Annotated in this window: 17 protein-coding genes; 6 read left to right on the top strand and 11 right to left on the bottom strand. The window is 64.0% G+C overall.

Annotated elements, in window-relative coordinates; genetic code table 11:
* The first annotated feature begins 22 nt into the window (after nucleotides 1-22).
* Nucleotides 23-511, top strand: a complete 489-nt coding sequence (gene rnfB / locus ACVOLL_RS08920) for an Rnf electron transport complex subunit RnfB (RefSeq protein WP_481512576.1) — start codon at nucleotides 23-25, stop codon at nucleotides 509-511.
* Nucleotides 512-665: 154 nt separating this feature from the next.
* On the opposite strand, the gene ACVOLL_RS08925 is transcribed toward rnfB, so the two are convergent.
* From ACVOLL_RS08925 to ACVOLL_RS08935, 3 genes are all read right to left on the bottom strand, one after another.
* Nucleotides 666-1,190, bottom strand: a complete 525-nt coding sequence (locus ACVOLL_RS08925) for a hypothetical protein (protein ID WP_481512577.1) — start codon at nucleotides 1,188-1,190, stop codon at nucleotides 666-668.
* A 101-nt stretch (nucleotides 1,191-1,291) separates the two neighbouring features.
* Nucleotides 1,292-1,639, bottom strand: coding sequence for a RidA family protein (locus ACVOLL_RS08930; protein WP_303749463.1), 348 nt, complete (start codon nucleotides 1,637-1,639; stop codon nucleotides 1,292-1,294).
* Nucleotides 1,639-2,328, bottom strand: a complete 690-nt coding sequence (locus tag ACVOLL_RS08935; RefSeq protein WP_481512578.1) for a DUF998 domain-containing protein — start codon at nucleotides 2,326-2,328, stop codon at nucleotides 1,639-1,641. Before ACVOLL_RS08935 ends, ACVOLL_RS08930 begins: the two co-directional genes overlap by 1 nt.
* Nucleotides 2,329-2,489: 161 nt before the next feature.
* Here ACVOLL_RS08935 and mprF point away from each other — a divergent pair, with 161 nt between their 5' ends.
* Nucleotides 2,490-5,042: a bifunctional lysylphosphatidylglycerol flippase/synthetase MprF gene (gene mprF / locus ACVOLL_RS08940; RefSeq protein ID WP_481512579.1), complete on the top strand. Its 2,553-nt coding sequence runs from the start codon at nucleotides 2,490-2,492 to the stop codon at nucleotides 5,040-5,042.
* 93 nt (nucleotides 5,043-5,135) lie between these two features.
* On the opposite strand, the gene ACVOLL_RS08945 is transcribed toward mprF, so the two are convergent.
* From ACVOLL_RS08945 to thpR, 4 genes are all read right to left on the bottom strand, one after another.
* The gene (locus ACVOLL_RS08945) at nucleotides 5,136-6,476 is read right to left on the bottom strand and encodes a virulence factor family protein (RefSeq protein ID WP_481512580.1); all 1,341 of its coding nucleotides are present in this window, start codon (nucleotides 6,474-6,476) and stop codon (nucleotides 5,136-5,138) included.
* Nucleotides 6,477-6,545: 69 nt separating this feature from the next.
* On the bottom strand, nucleotides 6,546-6,743 hold the full coding sequence (locus ACVOLL_RS08950) for an oxidoreductase-like domain-containing protein (protein WP_481512581.1): 198 nt from the start codon (nucleotides 6,741-6,743) through the stop codon (nucleotides 6,546-6,548).
* A 62-nt stretch (nucleotides 6,744-6,805) separates the two neighbouring features.
* A complete protein-coding gene (locus tag ACVOLL_RS08955) occupies nucleotides 6,806-7,405 on the bottom strand; it encodes an HD domain-containing protein (RefSeq protein ID WP_481512582.1) in 600 nt (199 codons plus the stop codon).
* Between the two features lie 97 nt (nucleotides 7,406-7,502).
* Entirely contained in the window at nucleotides 7,503-8,090 is a 588-nt protein-coding gene (gene thpR, locus ACVOLL_RS08960; protein WP_481512583.1) for an RNA 2',3'-cyclic phosphodiesterase, read from the bottom strand.
* Nucleotides 8,091-8,366: 276 nt separating this feature from the next.
* On the opposite strand from thpR, the gene ACVOLL_RS08965 reads away from it, so the two are divergent.
* Nucleotides 8,367-9,467 (top strand): tetratricopeptide repeat protein, encoded by a 1,101-nt coding sequence (locus ACVOLL_RS08965; protein WP_481512584.1) that lies wholly within the window; start codon nucleotides 8,367-8,369, stop codon nucleotides 9,465-9,467.
* A gap of 38 nt (nucleotides 9,468-9,505) precedes the next feature.
* Here the strand turns inward: ACVOLL_RS08965 and ACVOLL_RS08970 are convergent, their stop codons facing one another.
* Nucleotides 9,506-9,838, bottom strand: coding sequence for a zinc ribbon domain-containing protein YjdM (locus ACVOLL_RS08970; protein WP_481512585.1), 333 nt, complete (start codon nucleotides 9,836-9,838; stop codon nucleotides 9,506-9,508).
* 358 nt (nucleotides 9,839-10,196) lie between these two features.
* Between ACVOLL_RS08970 and ACVOLL_RS08975 the strand changes: the two genes are divergently transcribed.
* Complete coding sequence (locus ACVOLL_RS08975; protein WP_481512586.1) at nucleotides 10,197-11,585, top strand: Hsp70 family protein; 1,389 nt, start codon at nucleotides 10,197-10,199, stop codon at nucleotides 11,583-11,585.
* A gap of 133 nt (nucleotides 11,586-11,718) precedes the next feature.
* Here ACVOLL_RS08975 and ACVOLL_RS08980 read toward each other — a convergent pair whose 3' ends face one another.
* From ACVOLL_RS08980 to ACVOLL_RS08990, 3 genes are read right to left on the bottom strand one after another with little or no spacing between them, the layout of a single operon-like run.
* Nucleotides 11,719-12,609: a DUF4097 family beta strand repeat-containing protein gene (locus ACVOLL_RS08980; protein WP_481512587.1), complete on the bottom strand. Its 891-nt coding sequence runs from the start codon at nucleotides 12,607-12,609 to the stop codon at nucleotides 11,719-11,721.
* An 11-nt stretch (nucleotides 12,610-12,620) separates the two neighbouring features.
* Nucleotides 12,621-13,172: a hypothetical protein gene (locus tag ACVOLL_RS08985; RefSeq protein WP_481512588.1), complete on the bottom strand. Its 552-nt coding sequence runs from the start codon at nucleotides 13,170-13,172 to the stop codon at nucleotides 12,621-12,623.
* Nucleotides 13,172-13,744, bottom strand: coding sequence for an RNA polymerase sigma factor (locus ACVOLL_RS08990; RefSeq protein ID WP_481512659.1), 573 nt, complete (start codon nucleotides 13,742-13,744; stop codon nucleotides 13,172-13,174). Before ACVOLL_RS08990 ends, ACVOLL_RS08985 begins: the two co-directional genes overlap by 1 nt.
* 237 nt (nucleotides 13,745-13,981) lie before the next feature.
* Here ACVOLL_RS08990 and ACVOLL_RS08995 point away from each other — a divergent pair, with 237 nt between their 5' ends.
* Nucleotides 13,982-14,563: a mechanosensitive ion channel domain-containing protein gene (locus ACVOLL_RS08995; RefSeq protein WP_481512589.1), complete on the top strand. Its 582-nt coding sequence runs from the start codon at nucleotides 13,982-13,984 to the stop codon at nucleotides 14,561-14,563.
* A 443-nt stretch (nucleotides 14,564-15,006) separates the two neighbouring features.
* On the top strand, nucleotides 15,007-16,266 hold the full coding sequence (locus ACVOLL_RS09000) for a sugar transporter (protein WP_481512590.1): 1,260 nt from the start codon (nucleotides 15,007-15,009) through the stop codon (nucleotides 16,264-16,266).
* The last annotated feature ends 24 nt before the right edge of the window (nucleotides 16,267-16,290 follow it).

Raw genomic sequence — 16,290 nt, forward strand, 5'->3', positions numbered from 1 at the left:
GAGCAAACAGCAGGACTCTCCAATGAATACCCAACCCTCATCCGACGCTGCACGCCACCTTCTGCCAACGGGAGAAAGAACGGCTGCGCTGGTCGAGCGCCTCGACCGTCTGCTGCCGCAGACCCAATGCGGTCAGTGTGGTTATGACGGCTGCCGCCCTTATGCCGAAGCCATGGCCGCTGGCGACGCAGGAATTGATCACTGCCCGCCTGGTGGCGACGCTGGCGCGCGTGCACTGGCCCATCTTCTAGGTGTTGCCGCCCTGCCCTACGACCGCAGCCGTGGTGAGCACAAACCGGCGCAGGTTGCAGTGATCGTCGAAGCCGACTGCATCGGCTGCACCAAGTGCATCCAGGCCTGCCCCGTCGATGCCATCGTCGGCGGCGCCAAATACATGCACACCGTGCTGGCCGACCTGTGCACCGGCTGCGAGCTGTGCATCCCGCCCTGCCCGGTGGATTGCATCGAGCTGCAGGCTGTCCTGAACCCCGGCTTTGTGGGAGCGGCGTAAGCCGCGAAGCTCGTACAGACCCAGCAGATAGCGATTCCGACCTCTGGCATCAAACCGAACAAGCGCAACTGTTCCGAATCATGTTGAACGCTGCGACTCAAGCATTGCCAGCTTCGCGGCTTACGCCGCTCCTACAAACAGCTGCAATGCCCCCTCAATACTCATCATCCTCGCCCTTCGGCGCCAGCGGCGGCACGGTGTACTGCCGTCCGTGCGCCTGGCAATCCGCAATCAAAGCCTCTGCATCGGCACGCACTATCGCGCGTGTGCCCAACGGATACCGGTTGTCCTCGACCAGATCCGTGCGCAGGTCGGTAACCGGTGAGAACGAGGCCGACACCGCGTAGCGCTCCTCCGAAGTAGCCAGCGCATCGCCGCCCCACCAGCGGATCAACCATTGCGCGTTGTCCCAGATCAGCACCGTTTCCACCGTGCCGCGGTCGAGCAGGTAGCCAACCGCGCAGAATCGGTTGGGGACGCTGCGGTCACCATGGCGCCGTACCGTATTGCGCAGCTCCGCCTCGATCAGCTTGAACTGCGGATACTCAGAGGGCTCGATGCGCTGCGCGGGTACTTGCGCATAGATCAGCTTCGACAGCGGTGCCTGTGCTGCCACCGACACGGTGGCGCCCATGCCTGCCAGGGCACAGCACACCGCGAACAACAGACGGCCTTTCATTCCTTTCCTTTGCCTCCCTGCATAGACTTCACCAGCCCCAAGGCTTGATCTGCCCGGATGCGATCACACCAGGGCAGACCAACTGTAGCGGTAACGTCTGCTTACGGCACAGCCGCGGTGATCACGATCTCGATCTTCCATTCCGGGTTGGCCAACTTGGCCTGCACGGTGGCGCGCGACGGCGTTGCACCCTGCGGTACCCACTTGTCCCAGGCTTGGTTCATGCCGGCGAAATCGGCCAGGTCCGCGAGGAAGATCTCGGCGCGCAGGATCTTGGTCTTGTCGGTCGGCGCCAGACGCAGCAGATCGTCGATGGCCTGCAGTACCTGCTCGGTCTGGCCAACGATATCTGCGCTGGTATCTTCCGGCACCTGCCCGGCCAGATAGGCCACGCCGTTGTGGATGGTCATTTCCGACATGCGCGGGCCGGTATCGAAGCGCTGGATCATCAGGGTGACTCCGTGTTGTGAAGGTTGCTGCCATTGTGAGGGCAAGTGGAAGTTTCAGGCGTTTCTTTGCGTGAACGACGCCAGGATGCGAGCGCCACCAGCAGCAGCCAGCCGACCACGGCGGCAATCACCAGCTTCTGCCCCAATCCGCGCGGACTGTCGCGCCACAGCACATGCAGCCACAGCCCAGCAAAGGCCAGCCACGCCCAGATCCAAACCAGGCGATGCAGGCCCTGCCATCGTGCATCTCGGCCGAAGCACCAGGCCTGCACCAGCATCGCCACGGTCACACACAGGAAGGCAGTCTGCGCAGCCAGACCATGCAGCAAGGGAGCCAGCAGCGGCGCATGCTGCGGCAACCAGCTGTCACCTATCGCCACGCTGGCCAAACCGAGCCCGGCCACCGCAAACAGACTGGGCGGCAAGCCGCGTCGCGCACTCCCGTCCGCCTGCCGGTGCAGCATCACGCCAAGCGCAGTGATGGCCAAGGCCAGCAGGCAGTACCCGACGCGCAGCAGGACACCATATGGGCCGTGCAGATACAGGCTTAGGGTGGCGCGCATCCAGTCCAGGTCGTCCCGGGCAAATTGCAGGCCGATGGCGATGACCAGGAACAGCAGCAACGCCAACACTACCGCCAATGCCGATACTGCCGATTGCCCGCTTTCACTGCGCTGACTTGCGCCCATGCCCGCTCCCCGGCGTTTGAACTGCCAAGTCTAGACCGCCTGCAGCTACCACGCCGACTGAAGTCGATGAAAACACCCAGCGGACGCATGCAGCCATCATCACGCATGAGGGCTAGTCTTATGCGTCCGCGCACCGCCAGCGCATACCCCTCAGCACCTGCATGACCGCGCCTTCAACGTCTTCGGAACCTTCAACGCCGGGTTGGCGCCGTATCGCTGCCATCCTCGTCACATTGGCCATCATGGCGATGGCACTGCATGCATTGGCCGGCGAGTTCAGCGACCACGGCTATCACCAGATCCGCACCGCAATACGTGGTTTGTCGTGGTCACAACTGGGCGTGGCGACACTTCTGGGCATGGCCAGCTATGCCTGTCTGATCGGCTTTGATGCGATCGGCCTGCGCCGCGCCAAGCATCCGCTACCCGCTGCCCGCGTCGGCATCACCGCCTTCCTTGCCCATGCCGCCGGGCAGACGCTGGGTTTTGCCGCACTGACCGGCGGCGCCATCCGCGTGCGCAGTTACGGCCAGGCCGGGCTGAGCCTGGTCGAGATCGGCCAGGTGGTGCTGATGAGCACCCTGGGCTTCGTGTTTGGCGCCTGGCTGCTGCTGGGCCTGGCCTTGCTGTTGGAGCCCAATGCCGCTGCCCTGGCATTGCCGATCTCGGCCACTGCGGTGCATGCACTGGGCATTGCCATGCTGCTCGGCTTCGCCGCGATGTTGCTATTGGTCGGCCGCGATGGCCGCAGCGTCGGCTGGGGCCAGCACCGCATGTGGATACCTGACCGGCGCACGGTGCTGGAAGTCACCGCACTGAGTGTGGTCGAGCTGGGCCTGGCTTCTGCGGCGTTCTACGTGTTGCTGCCGGCACAGGCCGAGGTCAACTTCACAGGCTTCGTCGGCCTGTATCTGGTGGCGGTGGTGGCCGGACTGGTATCCACCGTACCGGCAGGGCTCGGCGTGTTCGAATGGAGCCTGCTCAAGCTGCTGCCGCAAGTGGAACCGGCCGCCATCCTTGCTGCTGCTGTGGCCTATCGCGTCACCTACTACCTGCTGCCGCTGTTCCTGTCCGCGCTGCTGGCCGCGCTGGCCAGCGTGCGTCGCCCGCTGCGCAGCGGCGCGGGTACGGTCTGGTCAGTGATCCGGCCATGGTTACCGCAATTGATCGCGCTGGCGGTGTTCGCTGCTGGTGCATTGTTGGTGATCGACGGCACGCTTCCGGTGCCGCACCGCCGCGTACTGCCGGCGCCACTGCCGATCGTGGAAACCTCGCATCTGCTCGGCAGCCTGGGTGGCGTGCTGCTGCTGTTGATCGGCCAAGGCCTGCAACGGCGCAGCCACGCGGCCTGGATGCTGGCACTGGCGTTGTGCGTCGCCCTGCCAGTGCCAGCCTGGCTGCGCGGCGGCCATCTGACCGTGGCCCTGACCTTGCCATTGGTGGCGGTGGCGCTATGGGCGGCGCGGCGCGAGTTCTACCGCGAGGGCGCGCTGCTGGACGAGGCCTGGTCGTGGCCGTGGCTGCGCAACGTCGCCTTGGTGCTGGTAGCGACCGTGTGGCTGCTGTTCTTCGTCTACAGCCATGTCGAATACCAGAACGAACTGTGGTGGCAGTTCGCTACTTCCGGCAACGCACCACGCGCCCTGCGCGCCCTGTTGCTGGTCTGTATCGCGCTGATCGTGTTTGGCCTGGCGCGGCTGCTGCACAGTACCCGCAACCCTCTACCGTTGCCGGACGCGGCCACGCTCGAGCAGCTGCGGCCAATATTGGCCTTGGCCCAGGACACACAGGCCTGCCTGGCGATGACCGGCGACAAGGCGATCCTGCGCAGCGAGGCCGGTGATGGGTTTGTGATGCTGCAACGCTATGGCGGCTCACTGGTGTCAATGGGTGACCCGGTCGGGCCACCCCAGGTTGCAGCGGCCCTGATCTGGAAGTTCCGCGAAGAAGCCGACCGGCTTGGCCTGCGCCCGGTGTTCTACCAGACCAGCGACAAGTACTGGCAACACTATCTCGACCTGGGCCTGACCCTGGTCAAGCTGGGTGAAGAAGCGATGGTGCCGCTGCAGGATTTCAGCCTTGCAGGCAGCGAACGCGCTGACCTGCGGCAGGCATGGAACAAGGGCAAGCGTCTGGGGCTCAGCTTCAGGCTGGCACCTGCCAGCGAGGTACCAGCCTTGCTGAGCGAGCTGGCCAATATCTCCGACGCGTGGCTGGACGAAAAAGCCGGCGAAGAGAAGGGGTTCTCGCTGGGCAGTTTCGAGCCCGATTATCTGGGCCGCTTCCCGGTAGCCGTGGTTGAGGCCGAAGGCCGCATCGTGGCGTTTGCCAATATCTGGCAGGCCCCAGCCGGGCATGAGTTGTCAGTCGACCTGATGCGACACCGCCCGGATGCGCCCAAGGGCACGATGGATTTCCTGTTCATCGAGCTGTTCCTGTGGGGCGCGGCCAATGGCTATACCCGCTTCTCGCTGGGCATGGCACCACTGACTGGCTTGGCCCAACATCGCCTGGCCGGTCGCTGGAACCGCTTTGCCAATCTGGTCGCGCGCCATGGTGAGCGCTTCTATGGCTTCAGCGGACTGCGCCGCTTCAAGTCCAAGTTCGCACCGGAATGGCGTCCGCGCTATCTGGCCGCACCGGGTGGCGTGCATCTGCCGGCTGCGTTGTTGGATGTGACCCGGCTGATTTCGCTGGATCCAAGCAGAAAGTAAATGCGGGGTTTGTGGGAGCGGCGTCAGCCGCGAAGCTGGCATCGTTTCAGATCACCGGTTTCGCGACTGACACCGCTCCCACAGCATCCCGCATCAAGGCCCCTGCACGTGCTGCAAAATCGCCTTGGCCAGGCCTTCGTAATCCCCTTCGAAATGATGATCGCCTGGCAGCTTGATCAACTGCGCGCTGCCAACCGGCAGCTTTGGGCACAGCGCGTCATCGTCATCGGCGCCGTAGATGCACAGCGTGCGATCCGCGGCCATGCGCCGTATCTCAGGCGCGATCGGCAGACCATCATCGCCGCCGCTGGATATCCAGTTGCTGACATGGAACTCATAGTCGGCAGTTTCACCCACCGACATCAGCGCGGTCATCCGCAGCATCTGTGCGGTAGCCGGCGGTAGCTTGTTGATAGCTGCGGGCAGTACATCGGCACCCTGCGAGAAACCAATCAGCATCAACCTGGGGCGCTTCCACTGGTTGGCGTAGTAACGCGCAACCCTGTCCAGATCGGCCGCAAAGCCTGCCGGTGTGCGCTCACTCCAGAAGTAACGCAGCGAATCAACCCCGACCACCGGAATCCCGGCCTCGGCCAAGGCCCCAGCCACATCCTTGTCCAAACCCGCCCAACCACCGTCACCGGATACAAATACCGCGAAGGTATCGCCCTGCCCGCTTGCCGGCACCTCCACCAGCGGCAAACCGTCCAGATCCTGCGGCACCGCCGGCAGGCTGACGCCGCGCTGTGCGCCGAGCACGCGTGCTGCAGCAACTTCGCCAGCCAGAGCACTGCCCTCGCGGGTGCGGGCAAACTCACGTGCCCAGGGCACGGCACCAATGAAAGCCGCCACTGCCGCCGCCGGGCAGGCCTGGCCCTTGCCTGCCGCAGCGTTCAACCAGGGAAACCGTAGTGATTGTGGCTGCAGCGCGCGGCCCTGGATGGCATCGCCGCAGGTCATCGTGGCGTTGCGCAGATGGGGACAAAAACCCTCGGTCAGCAGCCCTGCAAACACATCCGGATCGGCCTGGGTCGCGACCGCATAGGCCAGTGCCGCACCAGCACCATCACCGCCGAGGATAGGCAGCCGATACGTCGGCACATGATAGTAGGCCTGCACGTAGCGCGAAAAATTTTCCACATCGCCTGCGGAGAAGCCGCACTTGCCGCCCTCCTTGGCCAAGACCTGGTACAGATGGCGGGTGTCGATATCAACCACCATCGCGCCGTCATCGCGCAGGGCCTGCAGCCGCGCCTGATGTCCGGCAGAGGCACCTGCATCACCGAACCACAGCACCACGCGTTGTGCGGGCGTGCTTGGCAACAATACCGGTACATGCTCGAACCTCCCATGGCTGACCTGCTCGGTCGCCATTGCCGGTGCCGCCAACAGGCTCAGCGCCAGCACCCCCATCCCCCACATCACACGTGCCATGTACAGTTCTCGAGAGTGACCGGCAAAGCCTACGCCTACCGGCGGCGGAAAGATGTCGAAAGGGTGGCTTCAGGCCTGCGCTTCAGGGTGACGCGCGGTCCATTCGGCCAGCCTCTGCCGATAGACCAGCAACTCATCGGTGTACAGATCCAGCACACACAGCGGGCAACCGCTGCCACAGCATTCGTTCGGACCCGGCGCTTCCGGTGGTTGTGGACGCGGATCGGGATCAGGCGTGGCGGAAGCTTGGACAGGCAGGTCGTTCATTACAGCGGCCAGTTCGGCCCTATCAGCGATGGGACAAGCCCTATTTTAGCCAAAGCACGGGCTCAGGCCGTGGCCCGGCGCAGATTTGCGCGCGCCGCTGCGTCGTAACGTTCATGGAAGAAATCGCTGAAGAAGATGCGCGGTTGCGCCAATACCTTCTTCAGGAAGCGGCGGCGGTTGAGCCGGAACAGGAAGCCCGGCACCTTGCCCTGGTATTCCTCGGCAATACCACGGTCATAGGCATCGAATACCGCATCCGGCGCGCCCAGGATCGCCATATCGCTGTCCAGAAACAGTGCGGCATCCGTATCCAGCCCGTCGCCGCTCAGGCTCCCATGGCGCGCGGTGAGTTCAATCAGCACCACCACCCGCGCCACATCCACCTCGGCATCTGGTAGCCAACGCTCGATGCCGGACGCGGCCAATTGTGCCGAACGCGCCTCGTTGTCGCCACGCCCGGCCTCGTAGATCGCATCGTGGTAGAGCACTGCCAGCAACACTTCCAGCGGCTGCCGCCAGCCGGGACCGGCGGCCACATCGCGGTAGTGCTGCAGCACCGCCTGCACATGACCGAAGTTGTGATACGCGCGCGGCGGCTGCGCGTAAGCGGTCTTCAGCTCAGCCAGCAACGGTGGCGGCAGGGTCTGCAGCAAGTCGTTCATGCCCGCATCTTGGCACGAAGCCGTCGAGCAAGCGTGGGAGCGAGCAAACGCAAGAAACCGCAGCCAAGTACTTGCACGCGCAGATGGCAGGTCAGACTCAGCCCAGCTGCCAGCGGCCTTCAATCTGGTAACGCCCTTGGCCGAGGAAACTGCGCACCAGCACGAATTCACGCACGAACCAGCGCAACGGCTGCACCGGCTGGATCGGCAGGCGGCGGCGGTCGTATAGCAGGGTCATATGCGGGGTGAAACGCGGGTCCAGCTTGCCGCCCACGCCCTGCAGGCAACGCGCCAGTTCCTCGTGCAGGCCGTTCAACAGCTCGGCACCGTACTCACTGCGCAGCACGAACGGGTTCTGCCGGCTGCCGGCAAAGCTGCCCACCTGATCAAAGCAGACCTCGAACTCGGGCATGCGCACCCGCGCTGCCGCCTGCCGCACCTTGGGCAACAGGCTTGGCGGTAGGCCGGCATAGTCGCCCAGGTGATGCAAAGTGACGTGCAGGCGCTCAGGCGCCAATGGATGCCCGGCCAAGCCATGTTCCTCGCGCAGACCATCGGCCAACTCGGCCGCCCGCTCAGCAGTGAACGCATCAGGCATCACCGCGAAGAACAGGCGTTCGGTTGGAATGTCGCTGCCCAGGCCCAGGGTCATCTGGGCCTCGGTGGAGGAAAGCTGCTTCGTCATGGTCTGGTATCGAAAGCCGGCTGCCGTACCCGCTCCGTTGCGGCGGCCACTACTGTCTTGGGCCGCGGATACTAGCAGACCACGCCGGTCGCGGCCCGGCCATGGCGAAAATTTCGCCAGCGCCTGACGAGCCACGCCGCACAAGGGCTGCCAATAGTTATCCACATGTTTGCACAGGGCTGGTCCACACCCGCTGTGGATTTGTCCCCTGCCTGCTTCCATCCCCTCGCAACAGGCCTACACTGGGCAGGCCGCAGCAAACTCCGGGTGATCGCCATGATCGGTTGGAATGCGTTGGTCCTGCTCGTCGCCAGCAGCGTGGCTGTCGCCACGCCGCCCCCCACCCCCGCCCCGGTTGTGGTCCCTACACCGGAGCAGGTGATGGCCATCCCCCCGGAAATACGCGCGCAGCTGCAGGAGCGGGTGATCAAGGTCGCCAACTCCCCCGAACAACGCCTGCATCTACTGGTTGAGCTGGTATTCCGGCCCGAAGGGCTGGGCCTGAAATACGATACCGAGGCCACCCTGAGCGTGGCCGAGACCTGGCAACAACGGCGCGCCAACTGCCTCTCCTTCACCCTGTTGTTTGTCGCCCTGGCCCGCGAGATCGGCCTGGAGGCGCGCATGCAGGAAGTGGGGCAGGTGGTGTCCTGGTATGAGGACCAGGGGCTGATCTTCAACGCCGGCCACGTCAATGTCGGCATGCGCGTGGATGGACGCCAGGCCACCCTGGATCTGGACAGCAACGTGCTGTACGACCGCCGCGGCCCGCAGCCGATCGATGACAGCCGCGCCTTGGCCCATTTCTACAACAACCGCGGTGCCGAGCAGCTGGCCGCGCACGATTACCCCGGCGCACGCGCCTACTTTGATGCAGCTTTGCGGATGGATCAGCGCTTTGTACCGGCATGGAGCAATCTGGGTGTGCTCGAATCGCGCGAAAACGATCTCACTGCCGCCGCCAAAGACCTGGAAACCGCGCTGTCGATCAACCGCTTCCACGCCCCGGCCCTGCACAACGCCACCAAGCTTTACCAGCGCATGGGCGACACCCGCCGTGTGGCACAGATGCAGACGCGGCTGGAGCAGGTACGCAAGCGCGATCCGTTCTACCAGTTCATGCAGGGCAGCAGTGCCGAGCGTGACGGCGACTACGCTTTGGCTACGCACTATTACCGCGAAGCGGTGCGGCTATATGGAAATGCCCATCAATTCCACTTCGGTCTGGCCCGCGCGTATTTTCTGAGCGGCAACAACCGTCTGGCGGAGCGTGAAATGAAACGCGCACGTGAACTAGGTGGCGATCCTATGAGAGCGATCTACCAGAGCAAGCTGGATGGAATCCGCAGATTGGAAGGCCGCCACGCGGCGCGCTGAGCGCGCACCGCTGGCGGCCTGTGCAGACAACGCCGGGCTCAGGCCTTGCGCAGGAAGCAGGTCTTCAACACCAGCCCCTTGATCTTGTCCGAGTTGCCTTCGATGTTCTCCGCATCGTCTTCCACCAGACGGATGTTGCGGATCACCGTGCCCTGTTTGAGCGGGATCGACGAGCCCTTGACCTTCAGGTCCTTGATCACGGTAACGGTGTCACCGGCCACCAGCACATTGCCGTTGCTATCGCGGACCACCAGTGTGGATTCTGCAGCTTCGCCAACGGTCCATTCATGCCCGCAATCGGCGCAGATCCACAGCGCGCCATCGGCATAGACGTTTTCCAGCGAACACTGCGGGCAGGAAGTAACAGACATGGGGGACTCCCGTACATTGAGTAACTCCGTATTGTAGCCGCTCAGTCACAGTTGCTCGCCGCAGTGCGGAGTGCGCGGCGGGAAAGTGGCTGCACGCAAGTCCTACAGGCCTTGCCCAGGCGCGCCTGTAGCGATAGGTAGAAGTTCAGGAATCGTCCCATGGTGGCCTGGCCGGCAATCTGAGCATCACGACAGCCGTACTCATTCAGGCGGCACATTCACCCTCAAATCGTGACGTCGTCCGTCATAACGCAGGCCTGCCGCCCGCGAACCACGGCTCCCGGCTGAGATGTGAAGCCAGCCGCCCGGCCGCGTAGTAAAGTGCGCAGCCGATTTACCCCCTAGACGCACAGGCATCATGAAACTCGGCATCGACTTTGGCACCAGCAACTCGGCCGCCGCCGCCCATATCGACGGCAAGGTAGTCCCGGTCAGCTTTGGTGAGGCCCAGCAATTCCGCACCACGGTGTACTTCCCCGAGGTGATGCGCGACCCCAATGACTTCGAGCTGACCCCGGCATTGGAAGCGCAGGTCGATGACCTGATCGAGTCCGGCCGCCGCGACGCCCGCGCGGTCGGCAACACGCGTAGCCATGAGCAGCTGCGCAGCGACGCCATCCGCGTGGTGCGCCGGCAGTGGATGGAAGAACGCATCCGCGAACCGCGCAGCTCCACCACCCTGCTGCAGAACGCGGTCTATGGCGACGAGGCGCTGGAAGCCTATTTCGAGGAGAACGAAGGCAATCTGGTGCAGAGCCCGAAGTCGATGCTGGGCTACAACCTGCATCCGCGCGCCAAGCAGACCATCACCGGTATTGCCACCCATATCCTCGAACACATCCGCCTGACCGCCTCGCGCCAGCTGCAAAGCAACGTGCGCAGCGCCCTGCTCGGTCGGCCAGTGCAATTCCGCAGCTCGATTGGCGCGGCCGGCAACGATCAAGCACTGGATATCCTGCGCAGCGCGGCGATGGCAGCCGGGTTTGACGAAGTGGATTTCCTCGAAGAGCCCGCGGCTGCCGCCATGCATTACCACGCGGTCAGTAGCGAACGCCACGAAGCGGTGATCGTCGACGTCGGCGGCGGTACCACTGATATCGCCCATGCCAGCGTTGGCGGCAGCGCCGCGCCGCAGATCCACCGCGCCTGGGGTATCGCCCGTGGCGGTACCGATATCGACCTGGCGCTGAGCCTGGCCGGCTATATGCCGCTGTTCGGCCGCGGCATCACCCGCGTGCCTGCGCACCACTATGTGGAAGCAGCGATGGTGCAGGACATGACCCGCCAGCGGGATTTCCGCCAGCACAACTACGATACCGTCGATCTACCCTATGGCCCGCGTCTGCAGGCACTGCAGGACACCGGCAATACCGCGCGTCTTTACCGCGCGGTGGAACAATGCAAGATCGCCCTGAGCAGCCAGCCCAACCACAGCAGCGCGCTGGATTTCATCGAAGCAGGGCTGTCGGTCGACATCGATGCGCCGCATCTGACTGCAGCTGCCGGTGGTTATCTCGGCGAGTTGGAGACGTTGCTGCAGCAGGTACGTGCCGATATTGGCCACGACCCGGCGGCGGTGTTCCTGACCGGCGGCATGTCGCGCGCCGGCTACATCCAGCAAGCGGCAGCAGCGGCCTTCCCAACTGCCAAGCTGGTGCATGGCGACCCGTCATTTGGCGTGGTGCAGGGCTTGGCGCTGGCGGCAACAACAAATGGCGCTGCTGTGACCCCTGTGGGAGCGGCGTAAGCCGCGAAACTGGGGATCCAGAAGCCCAAAAGCTTTACCCCTCCCCAACCCTCCCCTTTGCTTCGCAAAAGGGAGGGGGCAGAAGCCTCCCTCCCCAACCCTGCCCTTGCCTGCGGCAAAGGGAGGGAGTCAATCAACGATCCAGACTCACCCGCACGCCACCCGAATGCGACTGGATGGAGATATCGCCGTCGCCACCACCAATCCGCGCGTCCAGGTTCTTGCCCGGCCCATAGCGCGGGCTCTCCACCTGGCCTACGTCGGAGCGGATGCTGCCGCTGAAGGTGCTGACCTTCAATTGCGCAGACGTGCTGGCCGGCAGGCTCAGTGAAACCGAGCCACTCACCGTCTCCAGATTGACCCGACCACCGGGCTGCAAACCAGCGCTGCGCACGCCCAGGCTGCCTGATACCGACTCGGCATTTAGCCGCTGCACCTTGGCCAGGTCCAAGGTGATGCCGCCAGACACGGTATTGGCCGAGACCTCACCACCACTGCCACCGGCCGCATTGATGCCACCGCTGACCGTTCTGGTCTCCAGACGCGATGTCTGCAGCTGCGAGCGGATCGCGCCGCTGACCGTGGTCAACTCGGCTTCACCAGCACGGCCATTGGCAGTGATGTTGCCGCTGACGGTGCTGCTCTGCAGGCGACGCAGGTCCACATCAGACACATCCACCATCGCGCTGACGGTACTGGTCTGCAGCTGCGCAGCGCGTGGCACGCGCAGCTCCAGCACCGCGCCACGACTGCTGCGGCCGTTCTGCGGATAAACCACTTTCAATGCCACCCGGTTGGCACTGCTTTCCACCTCCAGCCGCTGGCCGTCGCCCAGCGAACCGGTAAGCTGCACTTCGTTGCGGTCCCAGCCACGCACGGTGACTGAACCGGCCACATTGCTCAGCTCCACGCGGCCACCGCTGGACAACGGCAGATTGCGATTGACCGCGGTCTGCGCAAATGCGCTGGTCAGCGGGGCCAGCAGCAACGCTGTGGCGATCAGATTGCGGATGCAGGCTTTCATCAAGTACTCCTTCAAGTCGGAAGTCCGGTCGGGTTCACGCCCTTACGGGTGAGTTCAAGCCGCAGCGCGTAGGTGCGCTGCAGCTGTCCAAGTAAAAATGCGGCGTCCGGGCTTTGCGCGATCGCGCTGCGGATGCTGCCGGCGCTTTCATCCAGTTCGCGCAGTGCCGGCTGCAGCTCGGCGGCCACGTTTTCCTGCGGGATCGTCGCCATCGCCTGCCGGTACTGGTAGGTGATGCTGTTGGCCTGACGCTGCAGGGGGGATTCCTCCACAGCCACCGATGCAACCGGCTGTCGCGGCAGCAACGACACGCTGGCCACGCCAACCAACGCCACAACCACCGCTGCAGCGGCATAACGCGGCCAGCGCTGCCGCCGCGTCCGTCCGGTTACCACGGCCTTCACCGATGGAACGGGCGCGGCGACCGTCTGCTGGATGCGCGGCACCTGCTCCAGTTGGGCAGCAATACGCTGCCAGACTGCCGCCGGTGGCACCCGTTCGGATGGCAGGCCGCGCAGTCGCTGCGCCAGCGCATCATCGTGATCATCGTCGTGGTTATTCATCATGCATCTCCAAGCCGCGTGCGCAGCAAACTGCGCGCACGATGCAATTGGGCCTTGGAACTGCCGACAGCCATCTGCAGTTCCACGGCGATTTCCTGGTGTTTCCAGCCTTCTATGTCGTGCAGCACCAGCACCGCGCGGGCGCGTGGCGGCAGCGTCAACAGCGCGCGTTCCAGGTCCATGCCAGTGGCATGGCAGCGCGGGATATCAGCTATTTCAGCCAACAGCTCCATCCCCGAGTCACCGATATCCAGTGATTCAAACGTTGCCGCGCGCAACTCCATCAGCGCCGTATTCACCGCCAGCCGATGCAACCAGGTAGCCAGCGCGCTCTCGAATCGGAACTGCGGCAGCTTGCGCCAGGCCTGGATGAAGGTTTCCTGCAGCACATCCTCGGCACGCGCCGCGTTGCCGCCGCACAACCGCCACAGCAAGGCATACAGGCGCGGCGAGTGGCGCCGGTAGATACGTTCGTAGGCACGGGTATCACCAGCTGCGGCGGCACGGGCCAGCGCAGCGTCGTCGACGACGGGCGGTGAAGGGGCGGCGGTAGTCACGGTGGCGTCGAGCATATCCATTGGATGCGGCAAGCAGGCAAAAGGTTTAAACCCGATTCAATTCTTTGCCTATCCGGCCTGCCGACACGCTGCGACTGGCGACAAACGCCGCACTGGCCGACAATCGGCGCTCGCCAAACCGGTGCTGCCGAGGTTGCGTAGCCCCGTCACTGCGCGTAGCCCCGCGTTTGGCGCTGACCATCCGCGCCGCCTCAACTGCACCGAAACACCGACGTACCGCAAGGAAACCGCATGAAGCACTACCTCCCCACCTCGATGCAGCAATGGATTGACCCCATCAACACCGGCCTGGGCATCCTGCTGATCCTGGTCGTGGCCTGGTTGCTGCGCCTGCTGACCCGCCGCCTGCTGTCCCGGCTAGGCCGCCACTACACACTGCCGGCGCAAATCGAGATGGCGATCCGGCGGCTGACCAACTTCGTCATCGGCACGGTGGCCCTGGTTGCCATTCTGCAGACACTGAACGTACAGGCCAGCGTGCTATGGACCGCATTCACTGGCTTTGCGGCAGTGGGTGCGGTGGCGTTCTTTGCCGCTTGGAGCGTGCTCTCCAACATCTTCTGCACCTTCCTGATCTTCACTACCCGCCCGTTCCGTCTGGGCGACCAGATCGAGCTGCTGGAAAACGGTGAGAAGCCCGGCCTGAAGGGCGTGGTTACCGACATCAACCTGATCTACACCACCCTGCATGAAGTCGGCGGCCCGGTCGAAGGCACCTTGATGCAGATCCCCAACAGCCTGTTCTTCCAGCGTGGCCTGCGCCGTTGGCGCGGTGGTGATGCAATGCCGACCACCGTGCAAGGCGACGGCTGAGCGGGCGACGTCAGAAGTCAGCAAGAGCCGTTGCGTTGGCGCTCGCTCCGGCTCTTGCCCCTGCCCCAGCTCGTCGTCCCCGCGAAGGCGGGGATCGCTCTGGCCCTGCTCTCGCCCCGGCTCGTCATCCTCGCGAACGCGGGGATCGCTCTGGCTCTGGCTCCGCTTGAACAGTCCAAGCAAGAGCAAGAGCAAAAGCGAAAAACAAGCGCCATCCCCGCGTTCGCGAGGATGACGGCGTAAAGCATGAGCCTTGAGCACAAACCAAAGCCAGAACCAAAACCAGTGCCAGTTCAAGTTCAAGTGACAAAACCAAAACTCTCACCCACCTGAACACCGATACGCCACCAGCGTCCCGATCCACAGCGTTCCGCTCGCGTCCACACCGCCCGTGCGAAAATTATCTGTATTGAGCGACCGGCCCGGTCGCAAGCCCGCACGTAATGTCCTCCTCTCCCAATACCCCCTGCCCTGCCCCGCAGGCCGGCGACGCCTTTGCCGTTGCCGAAGGCCAAGACCCCCGCTCCGACCGCCAACGTTGGCTCAGCGTCATCGCTCTGGCTCTGGCAGCCTTCATCTTCAATACCAGCGAGTTCGTCCCGGTCGGCCTGCTCAGCGACATCGGCGCCGACTTCGGCAAGCCGATCGAGCACGTCGGCCTGATGCTGACCATCTACGCCTGGGTGGTCGCACTGACCTCGCTGCCGTGCATGCTGCTGACCCGCAATTTCGACCGTCGCAAACTGTTGCTGGGCGTGTTTGCCTTGTTCATCGCCAGCCATGTGCTCTCGGGCTTTGCCTGGAGTTATCCGGTGCTGATGGCCAGCCGGGTTGGCATTGCGCTGGCCCATGCGGTGTTCTGGTCGATCACCGCCTCGCTGGCGGTGCGTGTGGCGCCGCAGGACAAACGCCCGCAGGCGCTGGGGCTGCTGGCAACCGGCACGTCCGTGGCGATGGTGCTGGGCATCCCATTGGGCCGCATCGTTGGTGAACTGCTGGGCTGGCGCATCACCTTCATGGCCATCGGCGGCGTCGCCTTGCTGGTGATGCTGCTGCTCGCGCGCCTGCTACCTGCCCTGCCCAGCCACAACAGCGGCTCGGCCAGCAGCATCCCATTGCTGCTGCGTCGTCCTGCCTTGATGGCCCTGTACTTGCTGGTGATGGTGGTGATTTCCGCGCAATTCACCGGCTACAGCTATATCGAGCCGTTCGTGCAGAAGATTGGCGGCTTTGATGCGCATGTGACCACGCTGGTATTGCTGTTGTTCGGTGGCATGGGTTTCATCGGAAGTTTGCTGTTCTCGCGCTATGGCCTGCGCTGGCCGCGCGGCTTCCTGCTGACCGCGATCGGCACCCTGGCTGCCAGCCTGTTGTTGCTGCGCACCGGCCTGCACAGCAGCTGGTTGCTGTATGCGCTGGTTTCGGTGTGGGGCGTGGCGATGATCAGCTTTGCTTTGTCGATGCAGTCCAAGGTGCTGAACCTGGCCTCCGACGCCACCGATGTGGCGATGGCCTTGTTCTCCGGCATCTTCAACATCGGCATTGGCGCCGGCGCGTTGATCGGCAGCCAGGTCAGCCTGCAGCTGGGCATGCAGCACATTGGGCTTGTCGGCGGCCTGATCGCCACGGCGGGCTGGCTGTGGTGCCTGTTCGCGATGCTGCGCTGGAGCGGCAGTTTCCGTCTGGGTGGCGCAACGCACTGAACTGCCGCCAGCGCAAAGGTTTAC

The organism is Stenotrophomonas sp. STEN035 (assembly GCF_056759935.1).